The sequence below is a fragment of the Acetobacter fabarum genome (assembly GCF_040702925.2).
Taxonomy (GTDB): Bacteria; Pseudomonadota; Alphaproteobacteria; order Acetobacterales; family Acetobacteraceae; genus Acetobacter; species Acetobacter fabarum_B.
On record NZ_JBFCXX020000001.1, the window covers coordinates 161,505 to 181,631 of the forward strand.

A 20,127-nucleotide genomic window follows, 5' to 3' on the forward strand; every position below is an offset into this window, starting at 1 on the left:
AAGTCAGGCAATATTGTCGGGTATCAGCTGGCTTTCAACCCGTGTTATGCGGTCTTTGAGCAGTAATTTCCGTTTTTTCAGCCGCTGAAGGTACAGCTGGTCGATAAAGGCTGTCTCATTGGTCATTCTGTTGATGACCGTATCCAGATCACGATGCTCGCTTCGCAGTTCAAGAAGCTGCCCCAGTAATGACTCGCGGTCCTGCATCATGGCGCTGGTTCTCCCTGTGTGCATCTGACTCGTGCGTTCAATCGGGTTACTCCGTTGTCGCATTTATGGCGCTCTTTACCAATCATGCATTGCGCGGCCAGCTTGTGCAAACTGGAAAAAGTTCCATGTGCGCAGCGCATATCGGTATGCAGTGGAATATGAAATTAACATGAAATTTCTAGCCGTCTGTACGCTAGCGTAAACGGGTCACTAACCGAATGGAGGCAGCCATGGCGCGCCTAGCAAGGATAGAGTCTCTCAAACACCGCCATTCCCATATTGACCAGAAGATTGCTTCCGAAGGGGGCAGGCCCAGACCGGATGAGCGTATTCTGATGTGCCTGAAGCTGCAGAAGCTCAGGATCAAGGAAGAAATTGAACGGCTGGCGGGCTAAACACGCAATGCGGATTGATCTGCCATGTAAGTAGCCACGGCAGATCAATCCGGCAGGATTTTATTCAGCAGAAAAATCGGTCTCGCCTGCATCCAGTGCCGGTACGGGAATTTCCGTCCCTTCACGTTCAAGCCGGGCATTGGCCTCGGCTACGGCCGCGTTCAGGTCTGTCTGGCTGCACAGGCCAACGGTCACCGGGTCACGCGGTTTGATGTTGGGTGTGTTCCAGTGCTGCTTGTCGCGCACCTTGGCAATGGTGTCCTTGGTGGTGCCAAGCAGTTTTACAATCTGCTGTTCGCTTAGCTGCGGGTAGTTGCGCAGCAGGAAGGCGATACCATCCGGACGGTCGTGGCGCTTGGCAACAGGCGTGTAACGCGCACCCTTGGAGCGGCGGCGCACGGGGTTGTTGGTCGCCATGATTTTAAGTCGCGCCGTGGGTGTGGCCTCGCAGCGGCGGATTTCTTCAAGTGCGAGCTGATGGTTGGCAACGGGGTCATAGCCAACAATGCCCTGAGCGACTTCACCATCGGCAATGGCCTGCACTTCCAGCGGGTGCATCCCACAGAAAGCGGCAATCTGTTCAAAGCTGAGCGCGGTCTTTTCGATCAGCCACACAGCGGTTGCTTTTGGCATCAAGGGTAAGGTCGTCATTTGGCTTCTATCCTGTCGTCGGGCGGCGCTCACGCAGGCACCGGTAAATTGACGGCCTGGAACCACTTCCGAAGCCTGCGTGCCTGCCGACGCGCATCTATGCCCCCGATATGGGGGGAGCAGCCCGCTCAGGTCAAGCCGCAAAAATACAACACAAGGGAGCGGAACCGGAGTTCCACTCCCTTTTTGGCCTGCAAGGCTGGTTCAGGCTGCGTTTGGTACGCTCTGGTTATGAGGTGGGGCCGAGGTTGCCAGCGTGGGATTGGGGGCAAAGGGCACGTGGTCCTGATGGGATGGTGCGGAAACCCTGCCCATGCTGTGCCCCTCTGTCTGGCCTGCATTGACAGGAATACGCCTTGGCTTGAGCGCTTCTGGCACAATCTGGCGCACGCTAATGCGGAGCAGGCCGTTATTCATGTCCGCCCCCGTGACCTCAACATGGTCAGCCAGTGCAAAACGGCGTTCAAAGGCGCGGCGGGCAATGCCGCGGTGCAGCACTTCGCCTTCGTCCTGTGGGGTAATGACCCGCCCGGACACCACAAGAGTGTTGTCCTGCACCAGAAGTTCAATATCATCCGGGGCAAAGCCTGCCACGGCCATGGTCAGGGCGTAGCTGTCGCTCCCGGTCTTGGCAATGTCATAGGGGGGGTAGCTGGGTGTGCCCGTGTTGCGGGCTGCGGTGTCCATTACCTGTGCCAGCCGGTCAAAGCCGATGGCGGTACGGAACAGGGGCGCAAAATCGTAAGTCATGTGGAACCTCCTCGTTCAGCAAGGTTCTGCCGTACAGCGGGCCCCATAAGGCGGCCTGTGTGGCAGGTCTTTCTGGCTAACCCCCTTGGGGCGTCAGCCATGCTCCAAACGTGGAAAGCCCCGCCTCCTTTTTCAAGAGGGCGGGGCCAAAAGCACACGGCAAGGCTTGAAAAATCAGCCTTTGGAGCGGGTGCCGATCCCGGCAAAGCGCTTGTTGAACTTGGCGACCTGGCCCCCGGTGTCCATGATGCGCTGCACGCCGGTCCACGCCGGATGGGACTTGGTGTCAATGTCCAGACGGATGGTGTCACCAGCTTTGCCGTAGCAGGAGCGGGTTGTGTATTCCGTGCCGTCGGTCATGATGACGGTGATTTCATGGTATTCGGGATGAATGCCGGACTTCATGGGACAGGTCTTTCTTTACAGCAGACGAAGGCCCGATACCGACCGGGCCGAATTGCCGTGCATATAACGGTATGCGGCAGCAGGATCAACCGTTGATTATGCACCTTTTGCCTGTAACTGGCGTTAAGGCCACAGCCAGTTACGGGGTAACGTCCTGAATAGACGGCACCAGTAACGGTGTGGCAGGGGCGGATATGGCAAAGATTTTTGGTTATTCCAGCAATAATGCTTGAGAAATGGCCAGTCAGACGGATACAGAACAGTATCTTTGCAGAAAATCCTTTAAAGCAGGACACTGAATTTATGGTTGATCTTAAAACTGATCTTAAAGCCCGCGTACGTACACCGGGCTGGGTGGGGGAGTTCCGCGCCTTCATCATGCGCGGCAATGTTGTTGATCTGGCAGTTGGTGTGGTCATTGGTGCGGCGTTTACAGGAATTGTAAACAGTCTGGTCAAGGATGTGTTCAACCCGGTTATTGGTCTTCTGGTAGGTGGGATTGATTTTTCCAACCTGTTCGTCACCCTTAAAGGTCCGCACGAAGCAACGCTGGACGCCGCGCAAAAAGCTGGCGCGGTAACCCTTAACCTCGGCCTGTTCGTGAATGCGGTTATCCAGTTCCTGATCGTGGCAATGGCCATTTTCTGGATGGTCAAGGCCCTGACCCGCCTGCATGTGCGTGAGGAAGCCAAACCCGCAGCACCGCCCGCACCAACCCAGACGGAAATCCTGCTGACCCAGATCCGCGATGAACTTGCCGCGCGCAACACGCAGCAGACCACCCCGCAGGGCTAAAGGCTGGGCCGTGGGCAGGTGCTTTGGCGTATGCCCCGGCAGGCACTGTGTTTTCGACAGGCGGAATATGGAGTAGGCTCTCAACCATGAAGCCCTCTGTATTCCGCTTTTTTTATAAAACGCCTCCGTTTGCCGCCCTGCTTGCCCTTGTTGGCGTGGCGGGGTGCCAGAGTGCGCCGTATCAGCTCAGGGTGGAGCAGACGCCCAGCACGCTGCTGTACAGCTACGCCATAGCCAACGGCATGGCGCGCGGGCAGTTGATGAGTGGTGGCCTGAGCCTGCCACAGATTGTCCAGATAGTTACGGCCGACCGCGAGGCGCTGGCCGCCATTCTGGTTTTTCGGGACCATCCGGGCAGCAACACGCTCAAGGTGGCAGGGCTTAAGGTAGAAGCTTTTCTGGCAACCATTGATGAACCCACCCCGTTAGGGAACAGCATGCTGGTGTTGCCCAACGGTGTGCCCGTTCCACTCTCCAGCCATTAAGGCGTAAAAAAAAAAACGGAGCCCTCAGACGGCTCCGTTTTTTGTATCAGGCTAAATTGTGGTGGGGATTCAGGCCGATGGGGCCGCGGCCTTGCCACTTTTGGCGCCGCGTTTGAGGCGACCTTCCCCCATGAACAGCAGCAGAGGCGCTGCGATAAAGATGGAGGAGGACGTGCCAACAACAATGCCAAACAGCATGGTCCATGCAAAGCCGGACAATGTAGCCCCTCCCCACAGGGCCAGCGGCAGGGATGCCAGAAAGACCGTGGAGGACGTGCCCAGCGTACGGTTGAGCGTTTCGTTGATTGAAAGGTTGATCAGGTCGATCAGCGGCATGTTGCGGTATTTGCGCAGGTTCTCACGCACACGGTCATAAACCACCACCTTGTCGTTGGTGGAATAGCCCAGAATGGTCAGGATTGCGGCCACCATAACCAGATCGAACTCAAAGCCGGTCAGGACCAGAAAGCCCACGGTCTTGGTCAGGTCGAGTATGAGAGTGATCACAGCACTCAGGGCGAATTCCCACTCGAACCGGAACCAGATGTAACCCAGAATCATGGCAAGGCTGAGGGCCAGAGCCAGCATGCCGTTGCGGAACAGCTCGGCCGAAACCGAGGCCCCGACCGCATCGGCCCGCAGGATGGTGGTGCCGGGCAAGGATTCGGCCACGGTGTGGCGTACCTTGTCCACAATGGCCTGCGTATCCTGCTCCGAGCCCGCATCCAGCCGGATCAGAACATCATTGGCAGCCCCGAAGGACTGGAAGGAGGCGTGCGATACCCCATGCTCGGCCAGAGCCGCGCGGATTTTGGCAAAATCAGCCGGGCCGGGGGTCTGGGCTTCCACCACAATCCCCCCCCGAAAATCCAGGCCCAGCGTAAGGCCGGGATGGAAGAACAGAATAAGCGATGCGATCGAAAGCACGGCCGAGACAATCAGCCCCATGAAGCGGCCGCGCATGAAGTTGATGTGCGTATCCTTGCGGACAAAACGCAGGAGAGGACGTCCGAACATAAGTAGCGCCTCGTTTCTTCAAACAGGCAGGCTGGTGGGGCGCGTACGCGCGTACCAGCGGGCCATGAGCATGCGGGAGAGCAGCAGGGTGGTGAACAGGGTGGTTACAATGCCAATGGTAATGGTGAGTGCGAACCCACGGACCGGACCTGTGCCAAAAACAAACAGCATCACATGGGCCAGCAGGGCCGTGGCGTTACTGTCGATAATGGTGGAGGTCGCTTTTTCAAACCCTGTCTGCATGGCTGCCAGCGGGGTGCGCCCACGGGCAATTTCCTCGCGTATGCGTTCGTTGATCAGAATGTTGGCGTCCACCGCCATACCCAGTGTAAGCAGCATGCCCGCCATGCCGGGCAGGGTGAGTGTTGCCTCAAAGAGCGAGAGAATGGCCACCATGAGCACAAGGTTGGCCAGCAGAGCAAAGTCCGCGTACCAGCCAAAGCGGCCATAGAACAGCACCATAAAGGCCACGACCATAATAAAGCCGACGCCAAGGCTGATCATGCCCGCGCGAATGGAATCCGCCCCCAGTGACGGACCAATGGAGCGCTGCTCAATAACGCTCAGCGGGGCGGGCAGGGCGCCTGCGCGCAGCATAAGGGCAAGGTCGGTTGCCTTTTGTGCATCAAACCCGCCGGTAATCTGGCCATTGCCGCCTGTTATGGGGCTCATGATCACGGGGGCTTCGATAATCTTGTTATCCAGCACAATGGCGAATCGCTTGCCAACATTGGCCTGCGAAACAGCGGCAAAAGCATGCGTGCCTGTCGAATCGAAAGAGAAGCTGACTGCCCATTTGCCACTCTGCTGGTCAATGACCGCACCGGCGTTGGTCAGGTCCGAGCCATCGACATCCACATGGTCAAAAACGGGGAGAGGCCCCCCCTCCGCCGGGTCGGCCATAGGCAAAAGGCTGACCCCTTGTGGTGGGTAGGTTGCGTGCAGCGGGTTGGCATCTACCAGATGGAAGCTCATCTTGGCCGTGGTGCCCAGCAGCGCCTTGATCCGCTCAGGGTCACTAATGCCGGGCAGTTCCACAACAATGCGGTCATCACCCTGACGGGTAATTTCGGGGTCAACAGCCCCCGTGCCGTCAATGCGGCGGCGCACGATCTCAATGGACTGGGTTACGGCCTCACGCGCACGGGTGCGAATGGATTCGGGGGCCAGAACAAGGGCTATGCTGCCATCTTCGCGCTTGCTGACGCTGAATTCGTTGGGCACTGCACGGGGCAGGGCGTTCAGGGCCGCTATGTCTGCCTCGGTTTCCGCAGCGGAGCGTGGCATGAACGAGATCGTGCCTTTGGGGGCATCCACCGCAATGTTCTGGTAGCCCAGATGCGCGTTCAGCAACGCATCACGCGTGTTTTCCGACAGGGTTTGCAGCCTGTCATGGGTCAGGCTTTGCAGGTCCACCTGCATGAGCAGGTAGGAACCGCCCCGCAGATCCAGTCCCAGATGGATCTGTCGCCATGGTATGGAAGGGAGCGGCTTGCGCATGCCGTTGGGCAGGCACAGCAGCAGGCCTAAAAGGCATATGCCCAGTACCGAGGCCAGTTTGAGGCGGCTGTAATACATTCTTACCTGATCGCTTGCGGTTTTGCTGCCCGGAACATGCCGCTCAACCCTGACAGATGCAACCCGTTCGCGTGCTTATGGGTGGAATGCTTTGCTTTTTCGCTCATTCTGCGTGGCTCAGGTGCATCACCCAGCCGTAAATGGGGTGGGTGGACATGGCAGGTAGCGCCTTGGCAGGAGCGGGGCTTGTTTGCATTCGGGGGTGAGGCTGCTACCCCTTGGGGGAAGCAAAACACAGGCCAGATCAGGCAGGGGCTGTAACACATGAGCACAACGCTGCGCGTAGGGGTTATTGGGGCAGGGCATTTTGGACGGTACCACGCCCTGAAAATACGTGATGTGCCGGGGGAGAGCCTGTCCGGCCTGTTTGACCCGGACCCCGCCCGCGCCCAACTGGTCGCGCGCGAGGCCGGGTGCCCGGTTATGGCGGATGTGGAGAGCCTGCTTGCCCAGTCCGATGCGGTGGTGGTGGCCGCCCCGGCAGAGTTCCATTTTGAACTGGCCGTGCAGGCCTTGCGGGCAGGGCGGCATGTGCTGGTGGAAAAACCGGTAGCGGCCACGCTGGAACAGGCAGACATGCTGGTAACGCTGGCGCAGCAGAGCGGGCTGGTCTGCCAGGTTGGGCATTTGCTGCGCTATTCCGCCGAGCATGCCGCCATAAGTGCTCGCATAACCCGCCCGCTTTACATAGAGGCCACGCGCATTGCCCCATACAAGCCGCGTGGAACAGACGTGTCGGTTATTCTGGACCTGATGATCCATGATCTGGATCTGGTTCTGGCCCTTGTGGACAGCCCGATTGCACAGGTGGATGCGCTGGGGGCTGCGGTCAGTTCCGCGCATGAGGATATTGCGAATGCGCGGGTGCGGTTTGAAAACGGGTGCGTGGCCAGCATTACCGCAAGCCGCATATCGCTCAAGACCGAGCGGCGGATGCGCCTTTTTTCCGAGGAAGGGTATCTGTCGGCTGATTTTGTTAAACGTGAACTGAGCATGATCGGGCGCGAGCGGGGCCTGCCGCTGCCGGGCACCGGCGGATTCCGGCGTGAGGGCATAAGCTGGGCTGAACATGATTCGCTGTTCGCGGAGCATCAGGCTTTTGTGGCGTCGTGCATGCAGGGCGCACCTGTTGTGGTGGACGCGGTGGCCGGGCGGCGCGCTCTGGCGGCAGCTTTGGCGGTGGCGGATGGAATCACCACCTCGCGCAGTCTGATGGAGCAGTCCGGACTGATCCGGGGAGGCTGAAAAAAGACGCGTTTGAGGAAGCGGGAAGAATCAGCCATTTTTTGAAGAAGCAAGTCTAAAATCGTGCACCATGAGTAAAAAAAATTCTAGATATGGGGGCAAAGTAGAGTAAGAAGCGCGATATATGGTGTATGCGGCGCATCAGCCCCATACCAATATGATCGTTCGCAAAAACCGGAGAGTAAGCGCCATGAGTCTGATTGACGTGCATGAGAATGACGTTCGTCGTTCCCATTCAGGAGCATCAGGCTCAGCTGAAGAACCGGACCTGTTCGGCGCTGAGCAGATGCAGGATATGGTGCAGCTTCCCGGGCACCATCAGGTGCGTGTTGACCGCTCGCGCGATGCGCTGCTGACCCCCTTTGGCAAAGCCACGCTTGATAACCGCTACCTGCTGCCTGATGAGAGCTATCAGGATCTGTTCGGGCGCGTGGCGTCCTATTACGGGGCGGATGCGGAGCATGCCCAGCGGATTTACGACTATATCAGCCGCCACTGGTTCATGCCCGCAACCCCGGTGCTGTCCAATGGTGGTACAACACGCGGTCTGCCTATTTCGTGCTTTCTGAACGAAGCCAATGACAGCCTCAAAGGCATTGTCGATCTGTGGAACGAGAATGTGTGGCTGGCCAGCAAGGGTGGGGGCATTGGCTCCTACTGGGGCAACCTGCGCTCCATTGGCGAGAACGTGGGTCGCAACGGCAAAACCTCGGGGGTTATTCCCTTCATCCGCGTGATGGACAGCCTGACACTGGCTATTTCCCAGGGGTCTTTGCGCCGTGGGTCGGCTGCGGTCTATCTGCCGGTCTGGCACCCCGAGATTGAGGAGTTCATAGAACTCCGCCGCCCCACAGGGGGGGACCCCAACCGCAAGGCGCTCAATCTCCACCACGGTATTCTGGTCTCCGACGCGTTCATGCGCGCGGTGGAAGCGGATGATGAATGGGCGCTGCTCTCCCCCAAGGATAACTCGGTTATCCGCAAGATTTCAGCGCGTGGATTGTGGATTCGTATCCTGACCGCACGCATGGAACAGGGCGAGCCCTATATCGTTTACTCCGACCACGTGAACAATGCCCGCCCCGAGCACCACAAACTTGCGGGGCTGGAAGTCAAGACCTCCAACCTGTGCTCTGAAATTACGCTGCCAACGGGCATAGACCATCACGGCAAGGCTCGCACGGCAGTGTGCTGCCTGTCCTCCCTCAACCTTGAGACATGGGATGAATGGTCAGACAATCCCCAGTTCATCGAGGATGTGATGATCTTCCTCGACAATGTTCTGCAGGACTTCATCGATCGTGCGCCAGAGGACATGGAGCGGGCCAAATATGCCGCCATGCGCGAGCGTTCCGTAGGGCTGGGGGTTATGGGGTTTCACTCCTTCCTCCAAGCCAAGAACGTGCCGTTTGAAAGCGTGATCGCCAAGGTCTGGAACCGCAAGATATTCAAGCACATCCGCGCACAGGCGGATGCCGCCTCCCGCCATCTGGCCGAGTTGCGTGGCCCTTGCCCCGATGCCGAGGAATACGGGATCAAGGAGCGGTTTTCCAACAAGATGGCCATTGCGCCTACGGCGTCCATTTCCATCATTGCGGGGAATGCCAGCCCGGGTATTGAGCCCATTGCTGCCAATGTGTTCTTGCAGAAAACCCTTTCCGGCTCGTTTACAGTGCGCAACCGGCATCTGCTGAAGCTGCTGGTGGAAAAAGGGCAGGACACGCCAGAGGTGTGGTCCTCCATTACCACCAGCAAGGGCAGCGTGCAGCATCTGGACTTTTTGACCCAGCAGGAAAAGGACGTGTTCAAAACCGCGTTCGAACTGGACCAGCGCTGGGTGGTGGAACATGCGGCCGACCGGCAGCCCTTTATCTGTCAGGCGCAGTCGGTCAACCTGTTCCTGCCCGCGGACGTGCATAAGCGCGACCTCAACCAGATTCATTTTCAGGCATGGAAGAAGGGGCTGAAATCCCTCTACTACTGCCGCAGCCTGTCCATCCAGCGGGCGGATACGGTGAGCAACGTGCTCGCCAAGTCCGAGGTGCTGGGGGCCGGTGTTGCCGAACAGGCGGCGGCTGAGCATGCCGCCAGTGGCAACACTTATGACGAATGCCTGGCCTGCCAGTAAGGGCAGGCTGGTCAGGGTCTATTTTGTAAAAAGTCGAGAGGCGGCCACCTCGGGGAGTGCCGCCCGATGGAGGCATCATGAGCGAGCATAAAGCCAGCCAGCAGCCGCAGGAAGAGCGTTTTGACCTGCTAACAGCCAATCCGGTGTACAAACCGTTTCGGTACCCGTGGGCGTATGATGCGTGGCTGACGCAGCAGCGCGTACACTGGCTGCCCGAAGAAGTGCCTCTGGCGGATGACGTAAAAGACTGGCACCGCGTGCTCAATGAGAGCGAGCGTCACCTTGTGACCCAGATTTTTCGCTTCTTCACCCAGTCGGATGTGGAAGTAAACAACTGTTACATGAAGCACTACAGCCGGGTTTTCAAACCGACTGAAGTGCTGATGATGCTCTCGGCCTTTTCCAATATCGAGACCATCCATATTGCAGCTTACAGCCACCTTCTGGATACGCTCGGCATGCCCGAGGAGGAATATTCCGCATTCCTTAAGTACAAGGAAATGAAGGATAAATACGATTACATGCAGTCCTTCAATGTGGACAGCAAGCATGAAATCGCAAAAACACTGGCAGCCTTTGGCGCGTTCACCGAAGGGCTACAGCTGTTTGCCTCCTTTGCCATCCTGCTCAACTTCCCGCGCTTTAACAAGCTCAAGGGCATGGGGCAGATCGTATCCTGGTCGGTGCGGGACGAAACCCTGCATTGCCTGTCCATTATCCGCCTGTTCCGCGTGTTCATTCAGGAAAACCCGCATATCTGGACAGATAAGTTGCGGCAGGAACTGACTGAGATCTGCAAAACCATTGTGGAGCACGAAGAGGCCTTTATTGATCTGGCGTTTGAAATGGGGCCGGTAGAAGGGCTGGATGCCGCACAGGTTAAAACCTACATTCACTTTATTGCCGACCGCCGCCTGACCCAGCTTGGGCTGGACCCGGTTTACAACACGACCACAAACCCGCTGCCTTGGCTGGACGATATGCTCAATGCGGTCGAACACGCTAACTTCTTTGAAAACCGCTCGACCGAATACAGCCGTGCCTCCACCCTGGGTACGTGGGAAGAAGCGTTTGAAAGCTCTGTCTTCTCATAATATCGGGCGGAGGGTGCGGGTTTACAGACCCGGCAGGGCTGTGCCGTTTTCCAGCACATCGCGCGCCTGAGGGGTAAAAGCGCCGTCCGCTTCGTGTAGTGTCAGGCCAGACAGTACACGGGCGGGGCTTTTAACGCCCAGTTTGGCCTGAATAAGCAGAATGCGCGCTTCCCGTCCTGTTTTGGGCCAGAAGGGGTAAAGGGTTACCCCCCCAAAGCCATGGGCGCTTAGTTCGGCTATGGCCCTGTCGGTCAGGGCTGTGGGGAGTGCGAGTGTCAGGCTGCCTTTGTGGCGCAAAACGGCAGCGGCTCCCTTAATCCAGAGTGGCAGGGTCTGCATGTCCATCCTGCGGGCAAGGTCCCGGCGCGGCTCGGGCGAGGCGGTGCCGGTGGAGGCATGCCATGGCGGGTTGGTCATGCAGTGGTCAAACCGCAGGAGGTCGGGCACCCCTTCGGGGAAAGATGCTGTAATTACCGAAGCTTGCACTTGTTTGTTGGTCAGCAGGTTGGTGCGGGCCAGTGCCGCTGTTTCGGAGTCTTTCTCTACCCCCGTTCCGTGCAGGTCTGGTACGCGGTGCATCAGGCATAACAGCCCTGCACCGGCTCCGCAGCCGATTTCGAGCACATGCTGGCCCGGGCGTGCGGCTACGGCCGCAGCCATCAGAATGGGCTCAAGCCCTGTGCGGTAGCCTTGCTGGAACTGGCTGTAAGCGATACGTCCACGCAAAAGAGTGCCTTGCGAGGTCGGTGGAAGGTGGAGTGATGGGGCTTGCTGCATCGCTGTATCTGGCTGGCTTGAATGTGTTGGTGCTTGACCGTTTTTCAGGTGCCTCGCATATAAGAGGACGTCAACTCATCCCGAGGCTGGGGGAATAGCATTTGGGTGTTGCAGTCAGTCTGTCGGAAATGGACAGTGCCGCGAGCCAGGATGGATCTGGAGTTTCTGTGAGTAAACCAGGGGAAGCTGGCCTTAAGGCGCTGGCTGATTATCTCGCTGCGGATATGCAGGCATGTAATCAGGTCATTGTGGACCGCATGCAAAGCTCCGTAGCGCTTATTCCGCAGTTAGCTGCGCATCTTGTGGCCGCTGGCGGCAAGAGGCTGCGGCCGCTGCTCACCCTCGCTTCTGCGCGGCTGTGTGGCTACAATAATCAGGACGGGCGCATGCGGCATGTGGAAATTGCCGCCTGTGTCGAGTTCATTCATACAGCAACACTGCTGCATGATGATGTTGTGGATGACAGCCAGTTACGGCGTGGTCTGGCCAGTGCCAACGCCATTTTTGGCAATAAGGCGTCCGTGCTGGTGGGGGACTTCCTGTTTGCCCGGTCGTTCCAGATCCTTACGGCTGACGCCTCGCTGGATGTCATGGCGATTCTCTCTGCTGCATCGGCTACGCTGGCGGAAGGTGAGGTTATGCAGATGACCACGCAGAACGACCTTTCCACTTCTGTTGAGCAGTATCTTCAGGTTATTTATGGCAAAACAGCGGCGCTGTTCGCGGCCGCATGTGAATCCGGTGCTATCATAGGCGATGTTACTTTCGCCGAGCGTGAGGCCCTGCGTGTTTACGGCGCCAATCTGGGCATGGCGTTCCAGTTGGTGGATGATGCGCTGGACTACTCGGCTGATCAGGCCGTGCTGGGCAAGGAAGTCGGGGACGACTTCAAGGAAGGCAAGGTGACACTGCCGGTACTGGCAGCATACGAGGCAGGCAGCGAGCAGGACCGCGTATTCTGGCGGCGTGTGATTGAGGAGTGCGAACAGCAGCCCGAAGATCTGGATGCCGCACTGGCTCTTATCGCCCAGACCAATGCGATTGGTGTGACACTGGCCAAGGCGGAAGAATACGCCGCATTGGCCCGTCAGGCGTTGCAGGGCTTCCCCGACAACGAGCTTAAGGCCCTGTTGCTTGAAACCGCGAGTTATTCCGCCAGCCGCGCCAGCTAGGCTCGCCTGTAGCCGGTTTGGCGAAAATGCCGAATTGTAATGCTCGAACGGCCTTTACCCGCCCGCCAGAGCTGGCCCGCGTTCAGGCTGTGCAGGCACGTTGCTGGCTTGCCGGTTCGGGCCAGAGTGTAATCTGGTTAAAACCAAAGGCAGGCAGATGCGCGCTCAGGGCGGCTGCGTCGGTTGGCGTGGCCGTAAACCATGCCTGCTCTGGTTGTGTGTCCGGGCTGGGCATGGGGGGCAGGGTTTGCAAAACCGTGCAGGTCTGCCGTGCGACCGCGTCTGCCGGGTCCAGCCATACCATGCCTGCCGGGGCTATCCTGCGGAGCTGATCAAGCATGAAGGTGTAATGGGTGCATCCCAGACCCACAGCATCAAGCCGTGCAGAGTCCGGGTGGCTGAGCAGACCTTCAATATCTTTATAAACAAGCTCATCGGGTACGGAACGCCCGCGAAAAACCTGCTCGGCATAGCTGGCCAGATGCGGAGCGGCATGGGCGATGAGCGTGCATTCCGGCGCATATAGCGTGTGCAGGCGGGACAGGTAGGGGCGGCGGATGGTTGCCCGGGTAGCCAGCAGGCCGATAACGCCGGTTTCTGTCCGGCGTGCGGCCCAGCGGATGGGGGGTACGCAGCCAATAAACGGCAGGCTGGGGCAGGTGGCGCGCAGGGCGTCCAGCGCCAGCGTGCTGGCCGTGTTGCAGGCTATGACAACAGCCTGTGGCCGCAGGCGCTCAACTGCGCGGGAAAGAAGGGAAATAATGCGTTGGGTCAGGACCGCATCATCCTGCTCACCGTATGGAAAAACGGCGGTGTCGGCCAGATAGTCCACCTTCACCGAAGGCGCATGTGCCCGAATGGCCCGCACAATGCCCAATCCACCAATGCCTGAATCAAACGCCAGAACACGGTGGAGGCCAGTCAGTGCGGGGCCAGTCGTCTGCACGGTGTTATTTGTCCTTGCGCGCCTTGAACGCGGCGGCTTCTTCCAGACTGCCTACGCCGCCACGGCGGGCGGACCAGCCACAGGGGTCTTCCAGAAAGCGGCGGACTTCAGATGCTGCTTCTTCGGAGAAATACGGACGGCTCGCGCAGGCTTCAAGCACATCCCACCATGTGCACAGGGAGTGCAGGGCCACGTTCATGTCTGTCAGCGTCTGCTGGGCACCGGGGAAAACGCCGTAGTAGAACACCACAAAGGCATGGTTCACAATAGCGCCTGCATTGCGCAGGGCATTGGCGAACTGCACCTTGGATGCGCCATCCGTGGTCAGGTCTTCCACCAGCAGGGTCCGCATGTTTTCGGGTACATCGCCTTCAATCTGGGCGTTGCGGCCAAAACCCTTGGGCTTTTTGCGCACATAGGCCATGGGGAGCAGCATGCGATCAGCCATCCATGCGGCAAACGGAATACCGGCTGTTTCGCCCCCTACAATGGCTTCAAGACTTTCGTAGCCAACGTGGCGGCCAATTTTCTCTACCCCCAGTTCCACAATTTTTGCGCGCGCGCGGGGGAAGAAAATAATCCGGCGGCAATCAATATAAACAGGGGATTTCCAGCCAGATGTCAGGGTGTAGGGGTCTTCGGGGCGAAAATTGACTGCCTTGATTTCAAGCAGCAGGCGTGCGGTGGTAAGGGCGGCGTCACGATCCCATTCGCTGGACTCTCCTGTGGGAGAGATAATGCCTGCTGGCGACATCATGGCAGATTCCTTGAAAGTTATGGGGTTAAAGTTGGATTGGCATACCGCTAGCCGGGCCGAAAATCCATGCCTCATCTGCCTGTATCTGTGATTTACCGCACAGTATGGGCTGTAAATAAGGAGGATTTATGCACGGAACAGCAAAACAATCGGACACACGCAGATTGTGATTTTATGTGTAAAGTAAAATAGAACTTAATCCTTGCGTTGGGGCTGGATGTGGCGTCTAATTACCGAAGTTGAGATCGATTATCAGTTAAGGGTGAATGTCGTGGCTATGGAAGCAAGTCGGATCGCACGGAAATGCGAGCGGGCCGTCATCACGGCTTACACAGAACTACGCGAAGTGGGGACAGCGGATGTTGCTGCGTTTAACGCCTGCACCACTCTGTACCGTATTCATCACCCCGAATCGTCTTTGAGCGAAGCGCGCATGCTGGTCTCCGAATGGATTGACCACCATATGGTGCGCAAGGTAGATGGCCCGACTGCCGGATGCAACTGCAGCTAAGTCATCAGGTGTGACCGGTCCGTCTGGCTGGCTGACAGTACAAGACAGGTTTGGCGGATGCTCATGGTGACATGAGCATCCGCTTTTTTTATGGTTAATAACGGTACGGCGTTAGTCTGGTTTCTGCCATGAATAAAAAAACTGGTCCGCGTTGCCGCGGACCAGTTTCTTATGACAACAGGGCAATCAGCTTTTAGCGCTTGCTGAAGGGAACAAAATCCCGCTCCGTAGCGCCCAGATACAACTGGCGTGGACGGCTGATACGCTGGCCCGGTTCCTCAATCATTTCTTTCCACTGGCTTACCCAGCCGGTAGTGCGGGCAACCGCAAACAGCACGGTGAACATGCTGGTGGGAATGCCCATGGCCTTGAGGATAATGCCGGAATAGAAGTCCACGTTGGGGTAGAGCTTGCGCTGCACGAAGTAGTCGTCGCTGAGTGCAATGTTTTCAAGCTCGACTGCCAGATCAAGCAGCGGATCATCCTTGATGCCCAGTTCCTTAAGAACTTCGTGGCAGGTCTGCTGCATGATTTTGGCGCGCGGGTCGAAGTTCTTGTAAACACGGTGGCCAAAGCCCATGAGCTTGACACCACTGTTCTTGTCTTTGACCTGAGCGATAAAAGCCGGAATATTTTCTTTTTTGCCGATATGGGCCAGCATTTTCAGCACGGCTTCATTGGCCCCGCCATGGGCGGGTCCCCACAGTGCGGCAATGCCTGCGGCAATACAGGCGAACGGGTTGGCCCCGGTGGAGCCCGCCAGACGCACGGTGGAGGTGGAGGCATTCTGCTCATGATCTGCGTGCAGGATCAGGATCCGGTTCATGGCGCGGGCCAGAACGGGGTTGACCTTGTAGGGTTCGGACATACGCGCGAACATCATGGACAGAAAGTTTTCTGCGTAGTTCAGGTCGTTCCGCGGGTAAATAAAGGCATCGCCCTGTGTGTATTTGTAAGCCCAGGCCGCAATGGTCGGGATTTTGGCGATCAGGCGCATGGCGGCCAGTTCCCGGTTTGCGGGAATGGCGATGTCGCTGGCATCAGGGTAAAAGGCGGAAAGAGCGCCAACCGTGCCACACAGAATGGCCATGGGGTGGGCATCGCGCCGGAAGCCATTAAAGAAGTTGCGGATCTGCTCATGGAGCAGGGTATGGTTTGTCAGCGTGGCAGAAAAAGTATCGTACTGCGTCTTGTTGGGCAGTTCGCCATTGAGCAGGAGGTAGATGACTTCTTCGTAGGAAGCATTTTCCGCCAGTTGGGCAATAGGGTAGCCACGGTGGAGCAGGATGCCCTTGTCACCATCAATAAAGGTGATCTTGCTGTTGCAGGAGGCCGTCTCGCCGTAACCGGGGTCGAACGTGAACACGCCCAGTTCTGAGGGCAGCCTGCGAATATCAATAACATCCGGCCCAAGGTTGCCAGAAAGTACGGGCATCTCGGCGGTTTTGCCACCGATCGAAATGGTAGCGGTGGACTGCTTACCCTCGTTCTGCGACACGCTCATGGTGTTTCCTTTTGCATAATGGGGTCACGGTCGCGGCTGCGGCCTGCTGTTTGAGTGTTGTCTCCCATTCAGGAGCAAACAAAAAGGTTCATCCTGATAAACCGCGCGTTATCACGCGCGCACATCGGCAGAAAACCGGGTTTTTTTCTCTCAGGGTCGCGTGAATGTGTGCAAAGCGAGGCTCAGACCGTCACAGTTTGCCCAGGAGGTCTGGTCAGGAACAAGGTCGCTGCCGATCATCTCGAAGACTGCGAGTGAAGCCGGAGCGAATCCCTGATCAAGCATTTCGTTCCTGCCATCCAGCCAGCGTGCAAAGTCTGAAATGCCGGGATTATGCCCGACGAGCAGAATCGTGCGGGCCTGCGGGGGAGCCTGCCGGAGCACACTGATCAGGCTACCAAGGTCGGCCTCGTATATTTCGGGGCGTAAAAACACGGTATCCGCGCTGGAAGGGGGGAGGGCGCTCTGCACGCAGGAAAAGGTCTGCTGTGCCCTTGCCGCCGGGCTGCACAGGACTGCATCGGGGGCCAGCCCGTTCTGGTGGAGCCACATCCCGCACCGCATGGCGGCGCATTCGCCATCATGGGTCAAGGGGCGCGCCATGTCTGATTCGACAGAAAAATTGCCCGGATCAGGTGCGACCGCCTCCGCATGACGGAGCAGAATCAGGCGGCGGGGTGTGGAGAGAACAGGCATGAAATCACATGATGTTATGGGGATGATGAGTGGGGAACCGCTGCAAGTGCGATGGCCTCATGGTGGCGGATCACCTCATGGATGATGAAGTTGAGGAACTTCTCCGCAAAATCAGGGTCAAGATGTGCATCTTCCGCAAGGCGGCGCAGGCGCGCAATCTGCTGAGTCTCACGCGCGGGGTCCGCAGGAGGGAGCTTGTACAGAGCCTTGAGGGCTCCCACCGCCTTGGTGCAGCGGAAGCGTTCTGCCAGCATGGCCACAAGAGCTGCGTCAATATTGTCTATGCTGCGGCGGAGGTCCTGCAGGGCTTCCGGGGGGCACGGCTGATTTGTCACGGTAATCAAGGTCTCTGGCTGCTGGTAAAGAACATCATGGGATCGTTATAAATGTGTAACGCCCCGACGTTAACAGACAAAAAGTTTTTCTTCCACAGGTGGGTAAGGAAGGTCCACCCATGCCAGATGTCCGCCTTTGCCTGCGCCCGTATCCACAAATATGGCGCGCCCACCGGCCCGGCCATGGATAGTCAGGGGGCAGCCGTTGGTCGAGCGCTGGTCGTGGCCACAGTAAACCGTATAGCCGCTGGGAATGTGGTTGACCCAGTTGAGCGTGCGTTCGGGGTAGCCATCGGCCTGTATGCGGCTCGTGGTTTCGCCAAACAGTGCGCGGGAGAGCAGGTACGTGACGCGCCCAAGTGGTGGGGGTGGGGGCTCGTTCAGCATGTGCGGCTCAAACGCACCGTGCACAAAAATGGTCCGTCCCATGATCAGCCATGCCGGAGCCTGTTCCAGTGCGGGGAGCACGTCCTGCAGGACATCCACATTATCCGGCGTACTCAACTGGGCCAGCGTTTCGTCCAGATGGGGGGAGGAGCGAAGTTTCTTGCCCATAAGCGCACGCCCCAGCTTGCGGTCGTGGTTGCCAATCAGGAACAGCCCGCGCCCTTCACGCTGGACCTGGAACATCAGGCGCAGAACGCCTGCGCTGTCTGGGCCGTAATCCACCAGATCACCTAGCTGGATGATAAAACGATCCGTGGCCACGGCATGGCGGAATGCTTCCATATCCCCATGCACATCGCCCACAATGCGGAGTCCTTTGCGCATTGCGTTCTTCACGTTTTCGTCATGCCTGGTATCCGTGAACATGCCACCCCTATCCGTTCTTTCCCAATCTTCATGTAGGCTTTTCGAGCGAAAACAGGAACGGTGCTGGCAAGTTTTTTTTGAAGGGGTTTATGCATGCACAAGTATGTGACGCGCCAGAGGCTTCTGTTTGCGCATAGGGTGCAAGAACTTTCAGGGGCGGAAACAAGCCTGAAAATGCGAAAGTACGGCAGAGCCACAGTCTGGTGGCGCATAGCTCCCGACCGGAGCATGACGCAGGAACTCTGGGGTGGTTTGCAGCTTTTGTATGTTCGGAACAGTTTGAGAAGAAAAAACAGGAAGGCCTCTCATGACAGAGCGCATTCGGAACGTCGCGCTGCGTAGCAAGGTTTGCCCGGCAGAAGCCGCGGCAAAGCTGATCCGAAACGGTGACGTGGTTGGCACCAGCGGTTTTACTGGCGCAGGCTATCCCAAGGCCGTGCCCATAGCCCTGGCCCAGCAGATGGAAGCCGCCCATAACAATGGGCAGGAACACCGGATCAGCCTGATTACGGGCGCATCTACCGGCCCGCAGCTTGATGGCGAGCTGGGCAAGGTGAACGGTGTTTACTTCCGCTCCCCGTTCAACACCGACCCGGCCATGCGCAACCGCATTAACGCTGGCGAGACGGATTATTTTGATAACCATCTCGGGCAGGTGGCCCTGCGTGCGGCTCAGGGCAATTACGGCAAGTTCGATGTTGCCGTGGTGGAAGCCACCGCCATTACGGAAGAAGGCGGCATTGTGCCGACCTCCTCTGTTGGTAATTCGCAGGCTTTTCTTGATCTGGCCGACAAGGTCATCATCGAAGTCAACGAATGGCAAAACCCGGGGCTGGAAGGCACGCATGACGTCTGGGATGGCAACAGCTATGGTGCCGCCCCGCGTGATATTATTCCGCTCTCCCGTGCGGACCAGCGTATTGGCCGCACCTTCCTCAAGGTTGATCCGGCCAAGATTCAGGCCATCGTCCGCACGAATGACAGCGACCGCAACGCCCCCTTTGCCGCACCCGATGGCACGGCAAAGGCTATTGCGGGCTACCTGCTTGATTTTTTTGAGCACGAAGTCAAACAGAACCGCCTGCCGCCCTCCCTCCTGCCGTTGCAGTCCGGTGTTGGCAATGTCGCCAATGCCGTGCTCGATGGCCTGAACGAAGGGCCGTTTGAAAACCTGGTTGGCTTTAGCGAAGTTATTCAGGATGGCATGCTTGCCATGCTGGATTCGGGGCGGATGCGTATTGCTTCGGCAACCTCGTTTTCTCTCAGCCCCGAAGCGGCGGAAGAGATCAACAACCGGATGGACTTCTTCCGTTCCAAGATCATCCTGCGCCAGCAGGATATCAGCAACAGCACGGGTGTTATCCGCCAGCTTGGCTGTATTGCCATGAACGGCATGATCGAGGCGGATATTTACGGTAACGTCAATTCCACCCGCGTCATGGGTTCCAAGATGATGAATGGTATTGGGGGTTCGGGGGATTTTGCCCGCAACGCCTACCTGTCCATCTTCCTGTCACCGTCCACAGCCAAGGGTGGCAAGATTTCTGCCATTGTGCCCATGGCAGCCCATGTGGACCACATCATGCAGGACACCCAGATTTTTGTGACCGAGCAGGGGCTGGCCGATCTGCGCGGGCTTTCGCCCGTCAAGCGCGCCCAGACCATTATCGAAAAATGCGCACATCCGGATTACCGCCCGATGTTGCAGGACTATCTGGACCGTGCCTGCAGGGACTCCTTTGGCAAGCATACACCACACCTGCTGACCGAAGCCCTGTCCTGGCACCAGCGGTTTATTGAAACAGGCTCGATGCTCCCCGCGTAAGCGGGCTGCATCATCCGGCCACAAGGCCCCTGCTCCTG

22 protein-coding genes are annotated in these 20,127 nt (G+C 57.9%); 9 read left to right on the top strand and 13 right to left on the bottom strand.

Translation table 11 applies throughout. The annotated features are described in order from the left end of the window. Positions 1 to 3: 3 nt before the first annotated feature. The gene (locus AB2L51_RS00710) at positions 4 to 210 is read right to left on the bottom strand and encodes a YdcH family protein (RefSeq protein ID WP_395580975.1); all 207 of its coding nucleotides are present in this window, start codon (positions 208 to 210) and stop codon (positions 4 to 6) included. 230 nt (positions 211 to 440) lie between these two features. On the opposite strand from AB2L51_RS00710, the gene AB2L51_RS00715 reads away from it, so the two are divergent. Continuing rightward, positions 441 to 605, top strand: a complete 165-nt coding sequence (locus tag AB2L51_RS00715; RefSeq protein ID WP_166110217.1) for a YdcH family protein — start codon at positions 441 to 443, stop codon at positions 603 to 605. A 60-nt stretch (positions 606 to 665) separates the two neighbouring features. On the opposite strand, the gene AB2L51_RS00720 is transcribed toward AB2L51_RS00715, so the two are convergent. From AB2L51_RS00720 to rpmE, 3 genes are all read right to left on the bottom strand, one after another. Next, entirely contained in the window at positions 666 to 1,256 is a 591-nt protein-coding gene (locus AB2L51_RS00720; protein ID WP_395580691.1) for a DUF1013 domain-containing protein, read from the bottom strand. A 204-nt stretch (positions 1,257 to 1,460) separates the two neighbouring features. Then, a complete protein-coding gene (locus AB2L51_RS00725) occupies positions 1,461 to 2,006 on the bottom strand; it encodes an Hsp20 family protein (protein ID WP_395580692.1) in 546 nt (181 codons plus the stop codon). Positions 2,007 to 2,180: 174 nt separating this feature from the next. Continuing rightward, positions 2,181 to 2,411, bottom strand: coding sequence for a 50S ribosomal protein L31 (rpmE, locus tag AB2L51_RS00730; RefSeq protein WP_086638545.1), 231 nt, complete (start codon positions 2,409 to 2,411; stop codon positions 2,181 to 2,183). A gap of 303 nt (positions 2,412 to 2,714) precedes the next feature. Here rpmE and mscL point away from each other — a divergent pair, with 303 nt between their 5' ends. Together mscL and AB2L51_RS00740 are read left to right on the top strand one after the other, a co-directional pair. Next, entirely contained in the window at positions 2,715 to 3,206 is a 492-nt protein-coding gene (gene mscL / locus AB2L51_RS00735; RefSeq protein ID WP_395580693.1) for a large-conductance mechanosensitive channel protein MscL, read from the top strand. Positions 3,207 to 3,292: 86 nt separating this feature from the next. Continuing rightward, a complete protein-coding gene (locus AB2L51_RS00740) occupies positions 3,293 to 3,691 on the top strand; it encodes a hypothetical protein (RefSeq protein ID WP_395580694.1) in 399 nt (132 codons plus the stop codon). A gap of 69 nt (positions 3,692 to 3,760) precedes the next feature. On the opposite strand, the gene secF is transcribed toward AB2L51_RS00740, so the two are convergent. Together secF and secD are read right to left on the bottom strand one after the other, a co-directional pair. Further along, complete coding sequence (gene secF, locus AB2L51_RS00745; protein WP_395580695.1) at positions 3,761 to 4,708, bottom strand: protein translocase subunit SecF; 948 nt, start codon at positions 4,706 to 4,708, stop codon at positions 3,761 to 3,763. Positions 4,709 to 4,726: 18 nt separating this feature from the next. Beyond that, positions 4,727 to 6,286, bottom strand: a complete 1,560-nt coding sequence (gene secD / locus AB2L51_RS00750) for a protein translocase subunit SecD (protein WP_395580696.1) — start codon at positions 6,284 to 6,286, stop codon at positions 4,727 to 4,729. A gap of 264 nt (positions 6,287 to 6,550) precedes the next feature. On the opposite strand from secD, the gene AB2L51_RS00755 reads away from it, so the two are divergent. From AB2L51_RS00755 to AB2L51_RS00765, 3 genes are all read left to right on the top strand, one after another. Continuing rightward, positions 6,551 to 7,531 carry a Gfo/Idh/MocA family protein gene (locus AB2L51_RS00755; RefSeq protein ID WP_395580697.1) on the top strand — a complete coding sequence of 327 codons (981 nt, stop codon included), beginning with the start codon at positions 6,551 to 6,553 and terminating at the stop codon, positions 7,529 to 7,531. Between the two features lie 190 nt (positions 7,532 to 7,721). Further along, positions 7,722 to 9,659, top strand: a complete 1,938-nt coding sequence (locus tag AB2L51_RS00760; RefSeq protein WP_395580698.1) for a ribonucleoside-diphosphate reductase subunit alpha — start codon at positions 7,722 to 7,724, stop codon at positions 9,657 to 9,659. 77 nt (positions 9,660 to 9,736) lie between these two features. Continuing rightward, a complete protein-coding gene (locus AB2L51_RS00765) occupies positions 9,737 to 10,753 on the top strand; it encodes a ribonucleotide-diphosphate reductase subunit beta (RefSeq protein ID WP_166110194.1) in 1,017 nt (338 codons plus the stop codon). Positions 10,754 to 10,774: 21 nt separating this feature from the next. On the opposite strand, the gene AB2L51_RS00770 is transcribed toward AB2L51_RS00765, so the two are convergent. Then, positions 10,775 to 11,530, bottom strand: coding sequence for a tRNA1(Val) (adenine(37)-N6)-methyltransferase (locus tag AB2L51_RS00770; protein ID WP_395580699.1), 756 nt, complete (start codon positions 11,528 to 11,530; stop codon positions 10,775 to 10,777). Between the two features lie 101 nt (positions 11,531 to 11,631). On the opposite strand from AB2L51_RS00770, the gene AB2L51_RS00775 reads away from it, so the two are divergent. Next, positions 11,632 to 12,702: a polyprenyl synthetase family protein gene (locus AB2L51_RS00775; protein ID WP_395580700.1), complete on the top strand. Its 1,071-nt coding sequence runs from the start codon at positions 11,632 to 11,634 to the stop codon at positions 12,700 to 12,702. An 82-nt stretch (positions 12,703 to 12,784) separates the two neighbouring features. On the opposite strand, the gene AB2L51_RS00780 is transcribed toward AB2L51_RS00775, so the two are convergent. Both AB2L51_RS00780 and AB2L51_RS00785 read right to left on the bottom strand, forming a co-directional pair. Further along, positions 12,785 to 13,648 carry a glutamate racemase gene (locus tag AB2L51_RS00780; protein ID WP_395580701.1) on the bottom strand — a complete coding sequence of 288 codons (864 nt, stop codon included), beginning with the start codon at positions 13,646 to 13,648 and terminating at the stop codon, positions 12,785 to 12,787. Positions 13,649 to 13,652: 4 nt separating this feature from the next. Next, positions 13,653 to 14,405, bottom strand: a complete 753-nt coding sequence (locus AB2L51_RS00785) for an orotate phosphoribosyltransferase (RefSeq protein ID WP_395580702.1) — start codon at positions 14,403 to 14,405, stop codon at positions 13,653 to 13,655. Positions 14,406 to 14,676: 271 nt separating this feature from the next. Here AB2L51_RS00785 and AB2L51_RS00790 point away from each other — a divergent pair, with 271 nt between their 5' ends. Further along, entirely contained in the window at positions 14,677 to 14,916 is a 240-nt protein-coding gene (locus AB2L51_RS00790; protein ID WP_166111222.1) for a hypothetical protein, read from the top strand. A 193-nt stretch (positions 14,917 to 15,109) separates the two neighbouring features. Here the strand turns inward: AB2L51_RS00790 and gltA are convergent, their stop codons facing one another. The 4 genes from gltA to AB2L51_RS00810 form a co-directional block, all read right to left on the bottom strand. Then, positions 15,110 to 16,420, bottom strand: coding sequence for a citrate synthase (gene gltA, locus AB2L51_RS00795; protein ID WP_395580703.1), 1,311 nt, complete (start codon positions 16,418 to 16,420; stop codon positions 15,110 to 15,112). Positions 16,421 to 16,570: 150 nt separating this feature from the next. Further along, a complete protein-coding gene (locus tag AB2L51_RS00800) occupies positions 16,571 to 17,116 on the bottom strand; it encodes a SixA phosphatase family protein (RefSeq protein WP_395580704.1) in 546 nt (181 codons plus the stop codon). A gap of 14 nt (positions 17,117 to 17,130) precedes the next feature. Next, the gene (locus AB2L51_RS00805) at positions 17,131 to 17,451 is read right to left on the bottom strand and encodes a chorismate mutase (RefSeq protein WP_373318135.1); all 321 of its coding nucleotides are present in this window, start codon (positions 17,449 to 17,451) and stop codon (positions 17,131 to 17,133) included. 69 nt (positions 17,452 to 17,520) lie between these two features. Next, positions 17,521 to 18,264, bottom strand: coding sequence for a metallophosphoesterase (locus AB2L51_RS00810; RefSeq protein ID WP_395580705.1), 744 nt, complete (start codon positions 18,262 to 18,264; stop codon positions 17,521 to 17,523). 307 nt (positions 18,265 to 18,571) lie between these two features. On the opposite strand from AB2L51_RS00810, the gene AB2L51_RS00815 reads away from it, so the two are divergent. Beyond that, a complete protein-coding gene (locus AB2L51_RS00815) occupies positions 18,572 to 20,089 on the top strand; it encodes an acetyl-CoA hydrolase/transferase family protein (protein WP_395580706.1) in 1,518 nt (505 codons plus the stop codon). Positions 20,090 to 20,127 lie beyond the last annotated feature (38 nt).